At 62.2% G+C, this 18,145-nt stretch carries 23 protein-coding genes; 12 read left to right on the plus strand and 11 right to left on the minus strand.

Annotation, left to right across the window (positions count from 1 at the left end):
* Nucleotides 1-270: 270 nt before the first annotated feature.
* From M8523_RS33555 to M8523_RS33565, 3 genes are all read right to left on the minus strand, one after another.
* Nucleotides 271-1,488 carry an MFS transporter gene (locus M8523_RS33555; RefSeq protein WP_282589181.1) on the minus strand — a complete coding sequence of 406 codons (1,218 nt, stop codon included), beginning with the start codon at nt 1,486-1,488 and terminating at the stop codon, nt 271-273.
* Between the two features lie 147 nt (nt 1,489-1,635).
* Entirely contained in the window at nt 1,636-1,800 is a 165-nt protein-coding gene (locus tag M8523_RS33560; protein WP_345894355.1) for a type 2 periplasmic-binding domain-containing protein, read from the minus strand.
* A gap of 43 nt (nt 1,801-1,843) precedes the next feature.
* Nucleotides 1,844-2,125 (minus strand): hypothetical protein, encoded by a 282-nt coding sequence (locus tag M8523_RS33565; protein ID WP_282589182.1) that lies wholly within the window; start codon nt 2,123-2,125, stop codon nt 1,844-1,846.
* A gap of 571 nt (nt 2,126-2,696) precedes the next feature.
* On the opposite strand from M8523_RS33565, the gene M8523_RS33570 reads away from it, so the two are divergent.
* Nucleotides 2,697-2,972: a hypothetical protein gene (locus M8523_RS33570; RefSeq protein ID WP_282589183.1), complete on the plus strand. Its 276-nt coding sequence runs from the start codon at nt 2,697-2,699 to the stop codon at nt 2,970-2,972.
* Complete coding sequence (locus M8523_RS33575) at nt 2,951-3,706, plus strand: cytochrome b/b6 domain-containing protein (protein WP_282589184.1); 756 nt, start codon at nt 2,951-2,953, stop codon at nt 3,704-3,706. The genes M8523_RS33570 and M8523_RS33575 overlap by 22 nt, the downstream gene beginning before the upstream one ends.
* Before the next feature lie 28 nt (nt 3,707-3,734).
* Here M8523_RS33575 and M8523_RS33580 read toward each other — a convergent pair whose 3' ends face one another.
* Nucleotides 3,735-5,090 carry a sensor histidine kinase gene (locus tag M8523_RS33580; protein ID WP_282589185.1) on the minus strand — a complete coding sequence of 452 codons (1,356 nt, stop codon included), beginning with the start codon at nt 5,088-5,090 and terminating at the stop codon, nt 3,735-3,737.
* Nucleotides 5,083-5,766 (minus strand): response regulator transcription factor, encoded by a 684-nt coding sequence (locus M8523_RS33585; protein WP_282589186.1) that lies wholly within the window; start codon nt 5,764-5,766, stop codon nt 5,083-5,085. The genes M8523_RS33580 and M8523_RS33585 overlap by 8 nt, the downstream gene beginning before the upstream one ends.
* Nucleotides 5,767-5,979: 213 nt before the next feature.
* On the opposite strand from M8523_RS33585, the gene M8523_RS33590 reads away from it, so the two are divergent.
* Nucleotides 5,980-6,567 (plus strand): cytochrome b, encoded by a 588-nt coding sequence (locus tag M8523_RS33590; RefSeq protein ID WP_282589187.1) that lies wholly within the window; start codon nt 5,980-5,982, stop codon nt 6,565-6,567.
* Between the two features lie 108 nt (nt 6,568-6,675).
* On the opposite strand, the gene M8523_RS33595 is transcribed toward M8523_RS33590, so the two are convergent.
* Complete coding sequence (locus tag M8523_RS33595; RefSeq protein ID WP_282589188.1) at nt 6,676-6,912, minus strand: hypothetical protein; 237 nt, start codon at nt 6,910-6,912, stop codon at nt 6,676-6,678.
* A 282-nt stretch (nt 6,913-7,194) separates the two neighbouring features.
* Here M8523_RS33595 and M8523_RS33600 point away from each other — a divergent pair, with 282 nt between their 5' ends.
* From M8523_RS33600 to M8523_RS33640, 9 genes are all read left to right on the plus strand, one after another.
* Nucleotides 7,195-7,872: a response regulator gene (locus M8523_RS33600; protein ID WP_282589202.1), complete on the plus strand. Its 678-nt coding sequence runs from the start codon at nt 7,195-7,197 to the stop codon at nt 7,870-7,872.
* Nucleotides 7,869-9,266, plus strand: coding sequence for a sensor histidine kinase (locus M8523_RS33605; RefSeq protein WP_282589189.1), 1,398 nt, complete (start codon nt 7,869-7,871; stop codon nt 9,264-9,266). The genes M8523_RS33600 and M8523_RS33605 overlap by 4 nt, the downstream gene beginning before the upstream one ends.
* A 78-nt stretch (nt 9,267-9,344) precedes the next feature.
* Nucleotides 9,345-9,929 carry a thermostable hemolysin gene (locus tag M8523_RS33610; protein ID WP_282589190.1) on the plus strand — a complete coding sequence of 195 codons (585 nt, stop codon included), beginning with the start codon at nt 9,345-9,347 and terminating at the stop codon, nt 9,927-9,929.
* On the plus strand, nt 9,913-11,376 hold the full coding sequence (locus tag M8523_RS33615; RefSeq protein WP_282589191.1) for an AMP-binding protein: 1,464 nt from the start codon (nt 9,913-9,915) through the stop codon (nt 11,374-11,376). The genes M8523_RS33610 and M8523_RS33615 overlap by 17 nt, the downstream gene beginning before the upstream one ends.
* Before the next feature lie 32 nt (nt 11,377-11,408).
* The gene (locus M8523_RS33620) at nt 11,409-12,077 is read left to right on the plus strand and encodes an iron-containing redox enzyme family protein (RefSeq protein WP_282589192.1); all 669 of its coding nucleotides are present in this window, start codon (nt 11,409-11,411) and stop codon (nt 12,075-12,077) included.
* Nucleotides 12,067-12,873 carry an SDR family NAD(P)-dependent oxidoreductase gene (locus M8523_RS33625; protein ID WP_282589193.1) on the plus strand — a complete coding sequence of 269 codons (807 nt, stop codon included), beginning with the start codon at nt 12,067-12,069 and terminating at the stop codon, nt 12,871-12,873. The genes M8523_RS33620 and M8523_RS33625 overlap by 11 nt, the downstream gene beginning before the upstream one ends.
* A 39-nt stretch (nt 12,874-12,912) precedes the next feature.
* Nucleotides 12,913-13,557: a tetratricopeptide repeat protein gene (locus tag M8523_RS33630; RefSeq protein WP_282589194.1), complete on the plus strand. Its 645-nt coding sequence runs from the start codon at nt 12,913-12,915 to the stop codon at nt 13,555-13,557.
* 56 nt (nt 13,558-13,613) lie between these two features.
* The gene (locus tag M8523_RS33635; protein ID WP_282589195.1) at nt 13,614-14,261 is read left to right on the plus strand and encodes a class I SAM-dependent methyltransferase; all 648 of its coding nucleotides are present in this window, start codon (nt 13,614-13,616) and stop codon (nt 14,259-14,261) included.
* 20 nt (nt 14,262-14,281) lie between these two features.
* On the plus strand, nt 14,282-15,187 hold the full coding sequence (locus tag M8523_RS33640) for an FAD:protein FMN transferase (protein ID WP_282589196.1): 906 nt from the start codon (nt 14,282-14,284) through the stop codon (nt 15,185-15,187).
* 11 nt (nt 15,188-15,198) lie between these two features.
* Here M8523_RS33640 and M8523_RS33645 read toward each other — a convergent pair whose 3' ends face one another.
* The 5 genes from M8523_RS33645 to M8523_RS33665 all read right to left on the minus strand — a co-directional run.
* Nucleotides 15,199-15,522 carry an EF-hand domain-containing protein gene (locus M8523_RS33645; RefSeq protein WP_282589197.1) on the minus strand — a complete coding sequence of 108 codons (324 nt, stop codon included), beginning with the start codon at nt 15,520-15,522 and terminating at the stop codon, nt 15,199-15,201.
* A gap of 130 nt (nt 15,523-15,652) precedes the next feature.
* Nucleotides 15,653-16,234, minus strand: coding sequence for a cytochrome b (locus M8523_RS33650; RefSeq protein ID WP_282589198.1), 582 nt, complete (start codon nt 16,232-16,234; stop codon nt 15,653-15,655).
* Nucleotides 16,231-16,698: a tetratricopeptide repeat protein gene (locus M8523_RS33655; RefSeq protein WP_282589199.1), complete on the minus strand. Its 468-nt coding sequence runs from the start codon at nt 16,696-16,698 to the stop codon at nt 16,231-16,233. Before M8523_RS33655 ends, M8523_RS33650 begins: the two co-directional genes overlap by 4 nt.
* On the minus strand, nt 16,695-17,624 hold the full coding sequence (locus M8523_RS33660; RefSeq protein WP_282589200.1) for a hypothetical protein: 930 nt from the start codon (nt 17,622-17,624) through the stop codon (nt 16,695-16,697). The genes M8523_RS33655 and M8523_RS33660 overlap by 4 nt, the downstream gene beginning before the upstream one ends.
* Before the next feature lie 317 nt (nt 17,625-17,941).
* Nucleotides 17,942-18,145, minus strand: a 204-nt coding sequence (locus M8523_RS33665; protein WP_282589201.1) for a hypothetical protein, incomplete at its 5' end; no start/stop codon positions are given.

The raw sequence follows: 18,145 nt of genomic DNA on the forward strand, positions 1-18,145 counted from the left end.
GCGTAGACGGCGCCACATCCGCTCTGCGACGGCTGCGGAGCTGGCAACTGCCTTTCGGCGAACCTTCGACTTCGCGCCCATCTACGCCGTTCAGCGATTTCGGAGCCGTTCTCGAAAGCCGCCGTTCGTGCTTGCGCAAGTCGAAGGAATTCCGCACGGCGATCTCTGCCAATTGAATCAGCCGATTAGATTGGCAGATTGGCGCGACTAAGGCTGACCACACCCGCGCCTCGGCTCCACCCGGCAGGCCTCTCGGTTCCTGGACGATCCTCAGCGGCCCTCCATGGAAGGCGTGCGGAGCCGGTCCGCGCTGCGCCATGTCGCGATTGCCAAGAGCGCGGAACCGCAAAGGATCGCGGCGCTCAGGCCGAAGGTGGCTTGGTGACCGTGGGTGTCGAACAGCAGACCACCGACCGACGCACCGACCGTGATCGCCGACTGAACGACCGCGACCAGCAGGCCACCGCCAGCCTCGGCATCGTCAGGCAGCGCCTTGCTCAACCAGGTCCACCACGCCACCGGAGCGGCGGTGCCGATCAGTCCCCAGCCGGCAAGCAGCACCGCCACGACCGGCGTCGAGCCACCGAAGACGATGAGCAGGAGCGCGATGACGGCCATAGCGAGTGGCATCGCGACCAGCAGGCCATAGAGCCGGCCCTTCAGCAGAAAACCGATGACGTAGGTACCCGCAACCCCCGCGACGCCGATGAGCAGCAGGATCCCCGACAGGACGGACACGTCCACGCGAGCGACGGTCTCCAAGAAAGGGCGCAGGTAGGTGAACAGGGCGAACTGGCCCATGAACAGAGCCGCAACGGCAAGCATGCCGAGCGGCACCTGGGGGCGCCTAAGCACCCTGAAGACACTGCCTGAGCTTGCGTCGCGGTCCGAAGGCATTGAAGGCAGGGTCAGGAACTGCCAGGCCAGCGTCAGCGCCGCAAGCGGCACGACGCTGAAGAAGGCACCGCGCCATCCGACGTACTGGCCGAGGAAACTCCCAAGTGGCGCGGCGATGGTCATGGCGAGCGCGTTGCCGCCGTTCAGCAGTCCAAGCGCCTTCGGGACTTGATCCTCGGGGACCAGCCGCATGGCGGTCGCGGTGGTCATGGACCAGAAGCCACCGATCACGACGCCGAGGAGCGCCCGTCCCACCATGAAGATCGCGGCCGTCGGTGCGAACGCCACAAGAAGCCCCGAGCCGATCATCATCACAGTGAGCGCCAGCAGCACGTGCCTTCGGTCTATCCCCCGGGTGACGGAGGAGATCATCAGGCTGGTCAGCACCGCGAAAATGCCGGAGACCGCAATGGCTTGCCCAGCACGGCCTTCCGTAACGTGAAGGCTGTCGGCGAGGGGGGTCAGCAGGCTGACCGGCATGAACTCCGACGCGATCAGGGTGCCGACGCATAGCGTGAGCGCGAAGACGGCGCCCCACGCCGGGGCGCGCGACCTCGGGATATCGCTTTCGTCGGCGAGTTGTATGGACATGGTGGCCTTGCATAACTAGCGGGTGGGCGGCGCGATCTTCGGGGATTTGCCGTGAGTTCCCCACAGATACGGCCCGCAGCCGCGGAGGAGGAGCCGGCTCCTCTCACATGAAGCGATGCATGGAATTCAGCCATTGCATCGAGAGCATCAAAGCCCAAGCGGACGAAGTTCCCGCAAGAGGTCGATGAACAGCCTCAACGCGGCCGGCACCTGGCGGCGAATCGAATAGTAGACGTGAAGCCCAGGCCCGGACGCGACCCAATCGTCCAGGACGGTGGTGAGTACCCCGTTTCCCAAGTCCCGCGCGACCATGAAGTCCCGAATACGCTCGTTTTAGAGATGTTTGATCTCTCGATCAGCATAAACTCTTCGGCAGCAACGAGCCGCGCGGTCCAACGTTCGGCGAGTTCTGGTCGCCGGCGACTGGCATGCCCTGGTTGTTAGTCAGAATGGGTTCATAGCCGACACCCCGTTCCGACCCCGCTGCGCCGGGCGATACGGCGGTGAAGTCCGCTGCCGCTTTGGCGGAAGGCCCGTCGGCCGGCATCGCACCTCCAGCCAAGGCCGGGGCCGAACACACGAGGATGCCGTAGTGCGTCATTTTTGGATGAGAGACGGAATTCCCCGGGTAGGACATGGCTGCTCTCGCCCGAGCCTAGAACGGCTGAGTGTCCATGCTGGTCCAGGGCTCCTCGGGAAGCTGACAGTGGCCTGACAGGCGGCAGCGGTAGATTCGAAGAATGAAATGTTGCCGCCGCACAACCACTCGCTCCGCGCGCGCAGGACGTCCTCCCGGCGAAATGGCGTTCGACGAGGTGCCATCGCCGTTCTGTCGATCGCGCTGGTGGAAATCCTAGGCTTCGCGTTCGCCGAACACCGGGGAACCGAAGCGAAGCAGGACGATTGAATGCCGAGTCTGCTCTGGCTCAGCCCCGCTGAGGGGGCGTTCCTCGCTTGCCTCAAACCGAGGCGATCCGTCTGACGCCGGCTTGTCATTGAGCCGGGTTTGCAGACCAGAAGATGGAGCTTGCTGCCCTCTATCGACGCACTCACACAAATCGGAAGTATTTCGCATGAGGATCCCACGCCTTGCGATCGTACCGAGCGGTTTCAGGAGAACCGCCAAGCCACTCCTTCCAGCCTTCGTGGTGCTTGTCGCCACGTGTGGCCCGCTTCTCGCCGATTCATTGAAAACTACGATGGGTGAAATGGCGAAGACGACGAAGGAGGCCAAGGCGGCGCTGTCCACCACCGACCCGGCGACATTCGAAGCGATCTTGAAAGCCTATGGGGATGAGGGGAAATCAGGAATGGCGCTGGTCGCAGGCGGAAGCTCGAAGGCGCGGGATCTCCGGGCGCGGTTCTCGACCTTCGCCGCGACGGCCGAGGCCGCCCGGCAATCGGGCGGTGGTCCGGTCAAGTTCAAGGCCGCCTTCGGCACGATCGTCAACGAGTGCCGATCGTGCCATTCGGTCTACAAATGAGCGCGGCGGAACGCCTGTTGCGGCGTCACCTCAACCCGGAGGAACATCGCCATTCCGACGTCCTGGCGTGGGACCTGCCGACACGCGCGTTCAAGTGGACGCTCGTCGTCTCTGTCGTCACGGCCTGGGTGTCGAGCGGCTTCGACGACCCCGCCATGACGGTCCACAAGGCAGCCGGCTACACGATCTTGACGCTTGTCATCTACCGCATCCTGTGGGGTTTCCTCGGTGGCACGACAGCCCGCTTCTCGACCTTCCTGGCATCCCCGGCTGCCGTCGTCGCCTACCTGAAAACGGTCCGGTCCGGGACGGAGCCGCCCTATCTGGGCCACAACCCCGCAGGCGGCCTCATGATCATCGGATTGCTGTTTGCCTGCGCGGTGCAGGTCGCCCTCGGCCTCTTCTCAAGCGACGGCGTCCTGGCGTCCGGGCCGTTCGCAGATGCGATCGGCGCAACATGGTCGTCCATGGCGGCGACGCTGCATTCGATCTGGTTCTATGTCATCCTGGGGCTGGCCGTCGTGCACATCGGGGTCAACCTGTTCCACCAGTTCGTCAAGCGCGACAACCTGATCGGCGCAATGATCACCGGTCGGCAGGCCAGAGCCACCTTCGTGGACATTCGAAACCCGAAGCGCGGCTCGTCCCTCATCGCCCTTCTCTGCCTCGCCGTTGCGATCGGCTTGGTCTACGGCGCCGTCATCCTGTCCGGCGGCACGTTCTTCGCCGGCTGAACCTAGGGTGCGGCGTAGCTCGGTCCGCTCAGCCCTCGCGATCCTGGTCGGTCGCGAAAGCGAGTTCCATCGTGGTCCGATTCCCGCGCTCGACCGACATCTCCAGTGTCCCCCGATGCAGCTGCATGATGCGCCGGACGATCTCCAGCCCGATTCCGGACGGGTCCGGCAAGCCGTCGTCGGGCATGCCCGGTTCAGGCTCCTGACGAAGCAGGCCGGCATCGTCGCTCACCGACACGCGTGGGCCGGGACCGGCCGTTACCTCGATGGCTGTTTGCCCAGGCGTGTGCCTGATGGCATTCTCGATCAGATTGCGCACCGCGTTCTCGATGAGCGAGGGGTGGCCTTCGACCATGGTCGGCCCGGCATCCTCAAATGCGATGGTGTTCTTCTGATCGTAGACCCAGGGCGCGACATCGCTGACGACCGCGCGGCTGAGGGCGGCGAGATCGATCGACCGGAATGTCGAGCGGTCGGCGCCTTCGAGACGCCCGAGGTCGGTGATCTGCGCGACGAAATGCGTGAGCGTATCGAGGTCCTGTTCGATCTTGCGGGCGCGCGCATGCTCTATATTTCCGAGTTCAAGTTTCATCATCGCCAGCGGCGTGCGGATCTCATGAGCGATCGCGGTCGTGTAGACGCGTTGGGCCTGCATCAGAGCGTTGATGCGGACCAGCATGCGATTGACGGCGGCGCCGAGATTGGCGACCTCCCTGGGCATCCCGGCAAGGTCGATGGCCTGGCTCGCATCGAGTGGGTCGATTTGCTCGGCCTGGAAGGCCGCCTGCTCGACCGGCCTCAGGGCGAGTTTCACCGAGAGCAGCATCCCACCGAGGACGAACACGAGCATCACGGACATCGGCACCGCCAGGTGATCGCCGAGTTCCCGGCCAAGAACATGCCACATGACGCGTTCTTGGTCGTCGAGCACGGCGACTTCGATGAAGATCTTGGCGCCTCCGAGATCGAACGACTGGCCGCCGGCAACCGCGATGGGCTTGCCGCGCCGCAAGAGGCGAGACCAGAGGTCGGGCGGGTTCACCTCTTGCGGCAGGAGGTGCAGAGCGCAACTTGCGTCACAATTCGAGTAGACGACGCGGCCCTCCGGGGTTCGCACACGCACGAAGTAATCGCCGTTCGATCCCTGATATCGCTTCATGCCGCGCGGGACCGTGTAGGTCAGGCCGTCTGCGCTGAGGCTCACGCCTTTCAGCAAGGCCTCGCTTTCGCCTTGGATCATGAGAGAGGCCAATTTCGGATTGTCGAAGTAATAGTCGGCGAGGACGACGGCCACCTGAACCACCATGGCAAGGAGCGCGAAGACCAGGATGCGCGCCCCGATGATCCGCGTGAGGGAGCTCGGCCTTCGCACCTGCTCAGGCATGCGTCTTGTCCTCACGGAGCAGGTAGCCAGCGCCTCTCACGGTTTCGATGGTGATGCCGGGGTGGGTCGGATCGAGTCGTCGCCGCAAGCGCGAGATCGCGAGTTCGACGGCGTTGGTCGAAATCTCCTCCCCGAAGGCCGACAGCGCAATTTCGATCCGCTCCTTCGGCACCACACGATCCGCGTGGCGGAGCAGCAATTCGAGCAGCGACCGTTCTCGGGGTGAGACCGGCACGATGTCGCCCCCAACGCGCACGGAGCCGGAGGCCGGATCAAATTCGAGGCGGCCGAATTCGATGCATTCCGCTCGATGCGGGCCACTGCGCCGCAGCAAGGCGCGGCAGCGCGCCAGGAACTCGACGTGGTTGAAGGGTTTCATCAAAAAATCATCGGCACCGCAATCAAGCGCCTCGACACGATCGTCGATAGATCCCCGTGCCGTCAGGACGAGGATCGGCACGGACGAGCCTTGAGCGCGAAGGGACTTGATCAACGATTTGCCGTCACCGTCGGGCAAGCCGAGGTCGATCAGGATCAAGTCGTAGAGAATCGATCGCGAGGCTTCCACTGCGGCGGCGATCGTGCCGACCGTGTCCAGCATCCATCCTACGCCCCTAATCCGCTCCATTAGCAGATCGCGAAGACGGGCGCTATCCTCCGCCAGCAGCAGTCTCATCCCAGTGTCTCCTCCGCCGCGCGAACTTTAGCGCCTGGGACGATCGTCCCGGGATGTTTTCGCCGAATTGACAGCAATCGGACAGGAAGCCGCGAAACGATGCACGGGGGAGCAAATGGCTTGACCTCAAGCCGCTGCGTTCGAGAGCCAGACCGCGAGCTGGTGAGCAGCACCCGGACGAGGGTGCGGTCTTGCAGAGATGAAAGGATCGATATGACAATCCCGCGTCTTGCCGAGGCGGCTGGCTTCGATGCCGGTAACGACGACGGCCTTCGCGGCACCCAGCGTTACGACGGGCTCACGATGATCCTCCACTGGATGACTGCCCTCCTTGTCGTGACCTTGTTCGGGCTCGCTCACATCTGGCCCTTCTTCCAACATGACGGACCGACACAAATCACGATGCAGACCGCGCATGTCTCCCTTGGCGTCCTTCTATCGATCGTCCTGATCACGCGAATGGTCTGGCGATCCGTGTTGGGACGACGCTTGCCACAGATTGGCTCGGGGCCCAGCGCCCTTCCGGCGCAGGCCATGCACTATTTCCTGTACGGGCTTCTTGTCGTCATGGTGGTCGCCGGGTTCGGAAAGCGGTGGATCCGGGGCCACGGTGTCGAATTCTTTGGCGGGAGCATACCGTCTCCTTTCACGTTCGATCCCTCGTGGCGGCTGGCCTGCAACTGGATCCACCACTGGGGGGCATGGGCCCTCATCGTCCTTGCTGGACTTCATGCGGCCGCGGCCTGCATTCATCATGTGGTTCTTCGCGATGGTGTTCTGAGGCGAATGTTTCCCGCCTAATCGGTCATCGACAGAGACGACAAGCGGGCGCGGCGACCACGTATGTCGCCGGCCACTGTAAGGACGATCCGTGTCCTTACATCCTTGGCCGGATCAGCGGCCTGACCGTCATCCGCCTTTTTTCAAGCTCGTCAAGGCAGCCAGAACGCCACTAGAACTGGTTGTTGCGGCCGAGCCTGGAGCAGTGCTCGGCTTGTAGTCGCCATCGGCATCTTTCACGGCATGCCCTTTGCCGGAGGCTTTGTAATCCCCGTCGGCGGCACGTGCCGCCGACAGTTTCTGTGCTGTCAAAGAGGCAGAGGCGGGCGGCGTGGAGGAAATCGATGAAATGGACAAATCCGTCATCCCTGAAGTTGATTGATTGCGCACTTGCGCAGGCCACGATGGCACGAGCAAGCCGTCAAACAGCCGTCATGAATGCAGCATTGCTTCGGCAATGCCCGTAACGATTTATTAATATATTATGATCGGTAATTCAATACATGATATAAACTTACCAAACAACCTTATTGCATTTGAAACTACCGAGCCAGCTTTGCTTCACTGTCGACACAGCCCGACACTATCAATCACCACCCCGACACAGTCTTCGTGGATGGAACGATGGCGAATGTGAGCAGCGACGCAATGCGGATTCTCCTTGTCGAAGATAACAGGCGTTTGAGTAAAGTCATTAGCGATGCCCTCAAGGCCCATGGGTTTGCGGTCGATGCCTTGATGACGGCTTCCGACGCCGAGGCCGCTCTTGGCGCAACCGATTACGACGCAATCGTGCTCGACTTGGGACTCCCAGATCGGGACGGCATGACCTTGCTTGCGGCGGGCCGACGGCATGGAATCGCGGCACCCGTTCTCGTCATCACGGCGCGGGAAGGCACACAGGCAGTGATCGAGGGTTTAAACGGCGGCGCCGACGATTATCTCTGCAAGCCTTTCGTGATCGATGAATTGATCGCCCGGATTCGCGCCTTGCTGCGTCGGCCGGGTCACGCGCTCAGTGTGCTTCTGAGAGAGGGAAATCTCGTGTTCGACACCGTCGAGCGCCGCGTGCGGATCGAGGGATGCGAGATCGATCTGAGCCGCCGGGAACTGGCCGCCCTTGAAGTGTTCATGCGCCGGGCAGCTCGGGTGATCTCCAAGGCCGATCTCGAAGAGTCCATGTACGGCTTCGGTGAAGAGGTGGGATCGAATGCAATCGAAGTGCTTGTGCACCGCTTGAGAAAGAAATTGTCGGGCGCCAAGGCGACCGTGGAAATCCATACGCTGCGCGGGATCGGCTATCTTCTCGCCCACGACCCGGCATGAGGCGGGTCCGATACTCCCTGTTCTGGCGGCTGTCGTTCGGCATGGTGGCGGTCAGCGCGCTCGCGCTGGTCGCGAGCGTCGTCTTTCTTTACCTCCGCTTCGAGGCCACGACGTCGCGATTTCGGGAGGATACGTTGCGGACGTTCGTTGGCAGCATCCTTCGAGACGAGCATTCGGCGGGCCGCACGGCCTCCAATCGGGTTTCGGCCAAGATCGCCAAAGACGTCGCGGATGCGGGCGGACGCTTTGCGATCGTTGCGTCAGGCGGAGGTCTCGTGGCCGCCTCGTCCGGCGTGACCGAAGCGCTGATCCCTCCGGAGGACACTGAGGAGCGGAGCTTCACCTTGCAGCGAACTCCGAAACAGGCCCCCGTCTACGGCCTCTCGCTCCGGATCCATGAAGCCGACTCGGCCTATTTCATCCAGGTCGAGTTTCCGAGCAGCGAGATCGTTTTCGATTCGGTGCTGGAGGAATTCATTGTCGATATCGCGTGGATCTGGATCCCCTTTCTGCTGATCCTCCTAATCGTCAACCTCCTGGTTGCCCGCCTCACCCTAAGGCCATTGAGCGAGGCGGCGCGACAGGCGGAATCGATCGGCCCAGGGAGCGTCCTGATGCGGCTCAATGTGCGCCGCGTGCCGCCGGAAGTGTCCGTCTTGGTGCAGGCCGTCAATCATGCCTTCGACCGGCTGCAGATCGGGCAAAAGGGGCTCGAAGAATTCGTCGCCGACGTCGCGCACGAACTGCGAACGCCACTCGCGGTCATCAAGGCGCAGCTTTCAGCCTCTCACGACACGGTGTCACGCGAACTAGGACGGGACTTCGCCCAAATGGAGCGGCTCGTCCTGCAGCTTCTCGATCGCGTCAAGCTTGGGGGACTTCATTTCGAACCCGACGATTGTGTCGACCTCTGCGAATTGGCGCGCGAGACGGCAGCGTTTTTGGCACCCCTGATCGTGATGAAGCAACGATCGATCGCCGTGATCGCGCCCGAGACGCCGATCTATGTCAGCGGCGCGAGAGACTATCTGTTCCGAGCCCTCCGGAACCTCGTCGAAAATGCCGTGGAGCATACGCCGATGCAGACGACCGTAAGGGTGGTCGTCAAGGACACGCCTTCGATCACTGTCCTCGACGACGGCCCGGGCTTTCCTCCCCAGAGGCTCGATCCCGAACTGCGGCGAAAGCAGCCGCTCCGCAGTGATCGGTCGGACGGCATCGGCCTGGGACTGTCGATCACCGAGCGGACGATGATCGCCCACAACGGCACCCTCGATTTGGAGAACCCGCCCGAGGGAGGCGCCTCGGCGACGCTCCACTTCCCTCTGATCGTCGCATCGCCTCCATGGCCGGAGCAGGCAGCCAACATGAAAACACCTTTATTTCAACACTGAGCCACCCGGCACCTGTAAGGCAGCCGTAAGCTTGACCATGCACCTTCCCGTCGTCGCACAGACCGGGAATGGAGAGTAATGCAAAAGGTTATTTTGCTGGATGATGATGATCACCGACGTTCAGGTGTCGAGGACTTCATCAAAACCGTGTACCTTTCGCAGTATGGCGCGGTTATCGAGGCGCCAACAACACGCCTGATTTCTTTATTGAACTGTGGTCGCGGCGTGATGTGCGCGGCCAGCTTACGATCCGACGAAGACGGATTCTTCTCCGAGCGCTATCTCGACGTCCCGATCGATCAAGTTCTGAGCGCCATTTCGGGACGGCTCGTGGCAAGGCATGAGATCTTCGAGGTTTCCACCTTGTCGAGCTGCGCCCCCCGGTCAACGGCCCGGTTCATCCGGGAGATTGTCGCTTATGGCGAGACCCGCGGCTTCGCGTGGTCGTTCTTCACCCTGACACGACGGCTCTATGGAATGCTGGAGCGTCTTGGATTCGCATTGACCTTTCTGGCCAAAGCCGACGGCAGCCGGATCGCCGATGCCCATCGCTGGGGCGACTATTACGCCACCGATCCAGGCGTCTATGCGATCGCGAGCGATAGTCTCAGCGCTCGTGTCGGGCGCAACCTAGGGATGGAGTGCCATGCGTCCGCTCTTTGAAGCCATGCATCGGGACGCGGTCACGCACGGCGATGTCATCGCCGTGCGTGACGATCAAGGTGTTCTATCCCGCCGCGACTTTCTCGGGCGGGTCGAAAGCCTCGCCCATGTCCTGAAAGGGCATCCTCGCGTCATCGGGCTTTTTGCGCCGAATGGTCGAGACTGGGCGATTGCCCAGCTCGCCGGCGCCTTGGCAGGCAAAATCGTCGTGCCGCTGCCCACATTCTTCAGTGAGGCGCAGCTCGGCCACATCGCACGGGATGCCGCGATTGAAACGATCCTTGCGACCCAGGCGACGTGGCCGAGAGTTCTCCGCTCAGGTCTCCCGTCCTTGATCATCGAAGCACAGTCGATGGAGCTCGGCGCTTTCGATCTGATCGAGGGGTTCGGGCAAGTGATCTACACATCAGGCAGCACGGGCCGCCCGAAGGGCGTCCGGCATGAGAGTGGGCAGATCGCATGGTCGGCCCAGGCCCTGGCTGAAGCGATCGGCGCGAGCGCCCGTGACGTCTATCTGTCGGTTCTCCCCCTCCCGCTCTTGCTCGAAACAATCTGCGCCCTGTTCGTTCCACAACTGGTGGGCGCACTCACGCATTTCGACACCGCCGTCGCCGAGGCCGTCGGCAGGGGAAGCGCGAGCGGCTTGGCTCAGGCCTTCGAAACCCAGCGCCCCACGACGAGTGTCCTCGTCCCGCAACTGCTCAAGGCTTGGGTCGGCGAGCTCGCGTCGACCAACCGAACGGCACCGACATCCCTCCGTTTTGTGGCTGTTGGCGGCGCGCCGGTGGCCACGCAACTTGCCGAAACGGCGAGATCGTACGGGATCCCGGTTCATGAAGGTTACGGCCTGTCCGAATGCTGTTCGGTCGTCGCCGTCAACCGCACCGACGCGCGTCGGCCCGGCACGGCCGGACGTCCGCTGACCGGCCTGTCCGTGACCATCGAAGACGGCGAGATCGTCGTCGACGGACCGGCACTGACGGATGGCTACCTGAACCAGGGACAGGCCGAGAGGCCCTGGCGCACCGGGGATCTCGGCGCCATCGACGCCGACGGGTTTCTTTCGGTCCACGGCCGCAAGGACTCGCTGATCGTGACGGCCTACGGCCGCAACATCAGCCCCGAATGGGTCGAGACCATGCTGCTCGCAGATCTGCGGATCGCTCTGTGCGCGGTCTTCGGACACGGCGAGGCTCATCTCACCGCCGTCCTCATCCCGTCCCAATCAGCCGCGCCCTGGTTCGCCGAAGCCAGTCGCGCGGATGTGCTCGGCCTGATCGCGGAATGCTGCGCGGAGGCGCCCGCCTATGCGGTCCCGCAGGACTTCATCCTCCTCTCACAGGCGGATGCCGTCAGAGACCACCTGCTCACCGCGAACGGCCGGTTCGTCCGATCGCGGCTCCCCACGCTCGTCGCGGCGAAGTCGCCCGCGGCGTCGGTTCTCTGAACCTCACAAAGTCAACCGACCGAGGATTTACGATGACGTTCTACGACCGTTTGATGTCCGAAACTGCCCGCGAGCGCGAGGCATTTCTCGCGATTCCTTTGGTGCAGCAGGCCGCCCGCTCCGGGGCTCCGCGCACCTTGTACATCGCGTTCCTGACGCAAGCCTATCATCATGTCAAACACACGTTCCCGCTGCTCGCCGCGGCCGCATCAAGAACCGCAGACGAGCGCTATCAGGATGCGCTGGTCGAATATATGGAAGAGGAGCGCGGTCACGAAAAATGGATTCTCAACGACATCCGGGCTCTCGGCGGCAATGCCGATGCGGTGCGTGACGGTCGGCCGAGCGCTGCCTGCCAAGTCATGGTCGGCTATACGTATTACGCCATCGAGCGGATAAGTCCCTATGCGATGCTCGGCAGCGTGCATGTGCTCGAAGGCATGTCGGTCATGCTGGCCGATCGCGTCGCCGATGCCATGAAAACCTCGCTCGGCCTCGAGGGCGACCTGGGTTTCTCCTACCTGCGCTCGCACGGCTCGCTCGACATGGAGCATGTCGCCTTCTTCCGCTCGCTCGTCGACGGCTTCGAAGACCCGAGCATTCAGGAGATCATCATCGAGAATGCTCGGATCTTCTACCGACTCTATGGCGACATCCTGCGGGATCTTGGTGCACCGCAGGTGCTTAGCCATGCCGCATAAGCAAAAGCATGTGTTGATCACGGGCGGAGGGTCCGGCATCGGCCGGGCCTTGGCCCTCGAGGCCGCCAGTCGCGACATGGCCGTCGCCCTCTGCGGGCGTCGGCGCGATGCCCTCGACGCGACGGCGATGCTGCTTGGCGGAACGACGAAATCCCTGGTCATTGCCGCGGACATCACGCGCGCGGCGGATCGGCTTGCGATTGTGGATCGGCTGGGCGAGCGATGGGGACGCCTCGACGTTCTCGTCAACAATGCGGGCCTGGTCGAAGGCGGGCCACTGGAAGCGATGGATGACGATGCGCTTGATCGGACCTTCCGCACCAATGTGATCGGGCCGATGGCGTTGACACGCGATCTGCTCCCTCTCCTCACGGCCGCCCACCCGGCCCGCATCGTGAATGTCGGCTCGCTGTTCGGCGACATTCCTTATCCGGGTTTCACGGCCTATTCGGCTTCGAAATTCGCCCTGCGGGGGTTTTCCGGAGCCCTGCGCCGAGAGTGCAAATCGAGGGGCATCGGGGTCACCTATGCGGCGCCGCGCGCGACGCAAACCAACGCTGCGGTGGCGTTCAAAGAGTTGATCGCCGCCACCAAGATGCAGCTCGACCCGCCGGACCGCGTTGCCCGGGAGATCTGGGACGCCGTCGCCAAGGGGGCCGATTCGGTCTACGCCTCGGGGCCTGAGAGGCTCTACGTGTTGATCCAGCGTCTTTTTCCGCGCGTGATCGATCGGTCGCTCGCGCGCCAGTCCTCGGCCGCCGTACCCGCCCCCACCCCTCCACTCACCTCTGTTTGAAACGGCAGCGCCATGCTTGGGAAATCAGGTCTTACCTTTGTGTCATCCCTTTGCGTCATCGCGGTTATGCTGGCGGGTCACCCGGCTAGTGCCGCGAGCGACCCCGCCGTTCAGGCCGCGGTCAAGCAACTGCAGACGCGGTGGGAGACCATCAAGTTCGAGGTGCCCGAAGGGTCCGTTCAGACTGAAAAGATGAACGCCCTCGGCGATGAAGCTGACGCGACCGCATCCCGTTTTCCCAATCAGGTCGACGCGCTAATCTGGGACGGCATCATCACGAGCGAGCGGGCGTCGATGGCGAGCATGTTCTCCGCGCTTGGGCTTGCCAAGGCGGCGCGTGCGATTCTCGAAAAGGCCTATCAGATGGATCCCGCTGCGTTGAATGCCGGCGCAACCACGAGCCTTGGCGTCTTGTACTATCGAGTGCCGGGCTTTCCCGTAGGATTCGGTGATAAAAAGAAGGCGCGTCAACTTCTCGAACAAGCTGTTCGGATCGCGCCACAAGGCCTCGATCCCCTGTATTTTTATGGTGATTTCCTCTATTCTGAAAGAGACTATGCGAAGGCCGGGGATATTCTTCGACGCGCCCTCGCGACCCCGACGCATCCCGATCGTCCGCTCTGGGACACGAACCGGCGCCTCGTGATCAAGGAACTGCTGGCCAAGATCCCGGCCAAATCCTGATGCGACAGGGGCGGAGCTCACCGCACCCCGGTGCGCCCACAGCAGGCGCAGGCAGCATGATGACCCGGCTCTGGCAGGCCATGGGTCGACAATTGCGTCACCCAACCGGGATGGCCGGCTCTGTCATCGGATGGGCGATGGTGCATACCAACCGGATCCCCAATCGTCGGGCAGTGGCCGCTCTGGGGCTCACCAACCGGGATCATGTACTAGAGATCGGCTTTGGTCCTGGCGAAAGCCTTGCCACGATGACGGCTCAGGCGTCAGGCGCTCGCATCCATGGTATCGATCAATCGGCGCGCATGCTCGCCATGGCGGCGCGCCGCAATCGAGTGGCGATCGCCGCCGGCCACGTTACGCTTGCGCTCGGTCCCTTCGCGCCGCTGCCCTGGCCCGATCGAACATTCGACAAGATCCTGCTCGTCAACGTCGTATATTTCTTCGATCCGCGAGGCCACGCTATGGCCGAGGTCCATCGGGTCCTTCGTCCCGGTGGCCGCGTCGTTGTCTACGCGACCGACGGAGCCACAATGCAGAACTGGCTATTTTCAACGCCGCACACGCACCGGCTGTTTGACGCCGAAGACTTGAGACTGCTGCTCGTCGATGGAGGGTTCGGCGAGGCCACTATCACCGTCGAGAGATTGCAGCTTCCTTTCGGGGTCGAAGGCCTTCTGGCCGCCGGCTCCAAAGCGCTTCCCTGATCAAGTCCGAAGATCTCGTCATGAGCACAGGCGAAGCCAAACGTTTCGAGTTCTGGGCGATGGGAACGCTCTGCGACGTGACCCTTCAGGGGGAACAGGCGATGGTCGAACAGGTGGCCGCAGCGGCGAAACAAGAAGTTGATCGCCTTGAACACAAGTATTCGCGCTATAAACCGGACAGTGTTCTCAGCCAAATCAACGCCAGTGCCCGATCCGGCTCCGGCGTTGAGGTCGATGACGAAACCGCGATGCTGCTCGACTGGGCCTTTGATGCGTTCTCCAGATCGGGCGGATTGTTCGACATTACGTCGGGCGTCTTGCGAACACTCTGGCATGACGGAATGTCGCGTCTGCCCGATGACGGCGAGATCTCTGCGGTGCTGAGCCGGATCGGCCTGGCGAAGCTCTCACGTCCAAACGGGCTGTTCACCTTCCCGGCGCCAGGGTGGGAGATCGATTTCGGCGGTCTGGTCAAGGAATATGCTGCGGATCAGGCCGCCACCATCTGTCGTGCATCCGGCTGCCAGCATGGCTTGATCAATCTTGGCGGCGACATGACGGTCATCGGCCCACATCCCGACGGGACACCCTGGCGTATTGGTATCCGGAATCCCGCCCGCCATGACGAGGCTCTGGCAACCGTCTTTTTGGGCAAGGGCGGCCTCGCGACAAGCGGTGACTACGAGCGTTTTTGGGAGATCGACGGACGTCGCTACAGCCACGTGCTGAGCCCAAGGACGGGGTGGCCGATCAACGGGCTGCCGTCGATCACGGTCGTGGGCGAGACCTGCCTGTCGGCCGGCCTCAACGCCACGATCGCGATGCTGCAGGGCGACGCAGCGCCTGCCTGGTTGGACGCGGAGCACTTGCCCTATCTCGTTGTCGACCGAGCCGGTCTGATCAGCGGCTCGATCCATTTATCGTGAGTGTGTCCGACTCAGGCTCCTGAGGCAGTGGTCGAGCGGAACTGGGCCATCAACGAGGTCATGCCCTGCACGAAGTCTTTTTGGGACACGTTGCCCGAACTGTTCGGACCCAGCGCTTGGAACACCGCATCGGCACCCATGGCTCGAAAGCCCCACGTCGGCTTCATCGTCTGAAACGCCTGAGTAAACTGGCTTTTGGAAATCGAGCCCGTGCCGCTTGTGTCGATCTGTGAATAGACGCTCGCCATTTTTTGCGCTGGCGGCATGCGTGCGCTCGCGCCCGACATGGCCTGGACCGAATAGCCTCCCGCCATACCTGAAACAGTCATGCTCATCTAAACTGCCCCGTTCTGAGAGATCCAGAGATCTATAGCGAACTGGGCTTGCGTCAGGCTTTCTCGCTCGTCAGCATAACCCCGATAATCGGCAACGGGTCAGTCGGTTTGGGGTACCAACGACCACCGCTCAAAAGCGCCACATGCGTTTGAGCATTCCATCGCGCAGCACGAAGTGATGCCACAGCGCCGCCGCGACATGGGCGGCCACAAGCGCCAGAAGCGTATAGGCGAGCCACTCGTGGACCGTGATCGAGACGCGCGAGAAATATTCGTCCTTGACGGTGAGCGAAGGCAGTGAAGCGCCGAGGATTGTGAGCTTGTGACCCCGCGTGTTGGTATAGATCCAGCCGAGAAGCGGGATGGCGATGAGGATCGCATAGAGGCACGCATGCACCACCGCCGCGCCCCGACGCAGGGCCGGCGACCCAGTCCGTGTTGGTCGGCGATCGAACAGACGCCAAACCAAGCGGATGAGCGAGAGGCCCAATACGACGATCCCGATCGTGCGATGGAGGCTCACGGCCTGCACGCGATCCGCGCCCACCGGCAGCCACGACAGGCCCCAGACCAGGCCGAAACTTCCGATGAGAAGGACCGGTGTGATCCCGTGAAGCAGACGTGCCACGACGCCAAAATGTTGCGCGTCGCCGCGCAAGGTCGCGGCCTTGACTTGCAGCACCTGGGGGCCTCCGAATCCTTGCAGGCTCATGGTGTTTCTGCTCCCAGTGCGGCCAATTCCCGCTTGAGGGTTCGATATTCCCCACACCCAAAGATGCAGATGTGGTCGAGAGCCTCTAGTCGTTCCAGGGCATGGGCTCGATCTTTCAAACCGATGTAATACTCACCAAAGTAGAGGTTGGCTTCCAGACTGCGCGGATTGATCCAGAGCGCCGTCTTGAGATAATAATAGGCGGTCTCCTTGTCGTCGAGCTTGTCGTAGACGCGACCGAGTTCGGCCATGGCTTCGTCGTCGGCGGGAAAGCCTGCGACATGCGCCTCCAGCAGCGGCGCCGCGGCTTTCCAGTCGCCTTTGGCCATCAGAGCCTCGGCCTCGATCTGGCTTTCTGTCTTCGTGTCATCACCTGAATCAGCACCGTAATCGTCAGCGCGGGCGATCGACGCCGGGAAAACCAAAAGAGCTGCAAGCGCCAATATAGTGAGACCGCGCTTCATCCATGGACCCCATCAGTCAAGACAATTGGCACCAGCCCCTCGGCTCTCATGCTGGCCTCCCACCGCTCGGTTAGAGCCCGCAAAGGGAGAACAGCACGATCGGTCGCTTTCTCATCGACGATCCGCAAGAGGTCATGGAGGGTCTGATTGGCGTCGTCAATCATGGCACGCGACACCAGATTCGAGGCCATCGGGTCACGCACCATTTCCCCGAGAACGAATCGCGCGCTGTCGATCAGAAAATCCGCGTCGGCAACCTCTATCTGTCCAAGGCGGGCAGCGAGCCGTCGCAAGGCGATATCAACCAAGCCCGCCGGACCAATCCGGCATGTGCTGTCCAGAGCGGCGGAGGGTACTGCAAAGACACGAGCCAGGGCCGCAAGGGCACGCGTCACGTCGGCTACGGCCGGCTGTCCGCCAAATTCGGACACCACCGCGTGGTCGACGAAAGATGCGACGTCGATGCCGCGCTCGGAAGCCTCCCGCAGGTTCGGCACAGGCTTCCTAAACCTCAGCCGAACTACGGCGCCGGAAGCCCCCTTGTCGTTATGGCAGGCCCCGCAGGTTATGTCATCGTGCAAGGCTTTCCCGCCGAAGAGATAGGGTGAGTTGAACGCCACCAGGCCGAGCGCCACTTCCTGGTCCACAGCGAGCCCAGTGCCCCCGATGAGCATCGAGCAGGCTTTGGCATCGAGCCTCGTCTCAAGATCAACCGATGGCCGCTCAAGCGCCAAGCCGTGACCAGCCTGCAGAAGCAGTGCGAGCGACAAGAGGAGGATGCTCATGGTTCGGGCGGCCTCAAGACGTCGCCCCCCTTCGTAGATCGCGGCAAGCGCCATCAGCCGACGTGTCTGCGCCGCGTCCTTCCTGAAACTGGCCAAACGGCGAACAGCGCCCGCTCCTCGAAGCTTGGTCCGGACCGACATCAGCCAACCCCTCCGTTCGAAGCATCGATTCAGACTTCAGCCAGACTCGTAACACGCGAGGTAGATCGGGTGCAGCCTAGTATAAATTGCCAATTGGCCTGCTGTACCCTGCGCAATTTTTGGACGGTGCTCTGGGGCTCGTTTTCATCATGGCGGCAGTTCTGAACCGGTGATGCTGCCGGCGATCGTTGCCGGGTCGCGGCCAGGCTAACGATTGTCTCGTATGGGTTCTAAAGAATCTTCGTCTGGTATTTTAGCAACCTAAACCAACCCCGATAAGACGCAGGAAGTGTCTCGCTGCGGCGTATCGCTAGGTATTACCCAGAGGGGCCATCTTTGTTGGCCGGTTGGGAGGATACGTTCAGCCACATCGTCGGTTCATTGGCGAGGCGGAAGCCAGCGAGAGAGCACTTGCGTAGCGTGATCGCGATCATCGCCGGGCTTGCTAAGGAAGCGTCGATAAATTTTTGATTCGCGACGAGGATTTTTGAGGGATTCCCTGCTGCGTCTTTACTTTGTAG

Source organism: Lichenifustis flavocetrariae, from assembly GCF_026130545.1.
Lineage (GTDB): Bacteria > Pseudomonadota > Alphaproteobacteria > Rhizobiales > Beijerinckiaceae > Lichenihabitans > Lichenihabitans flavocetrariae.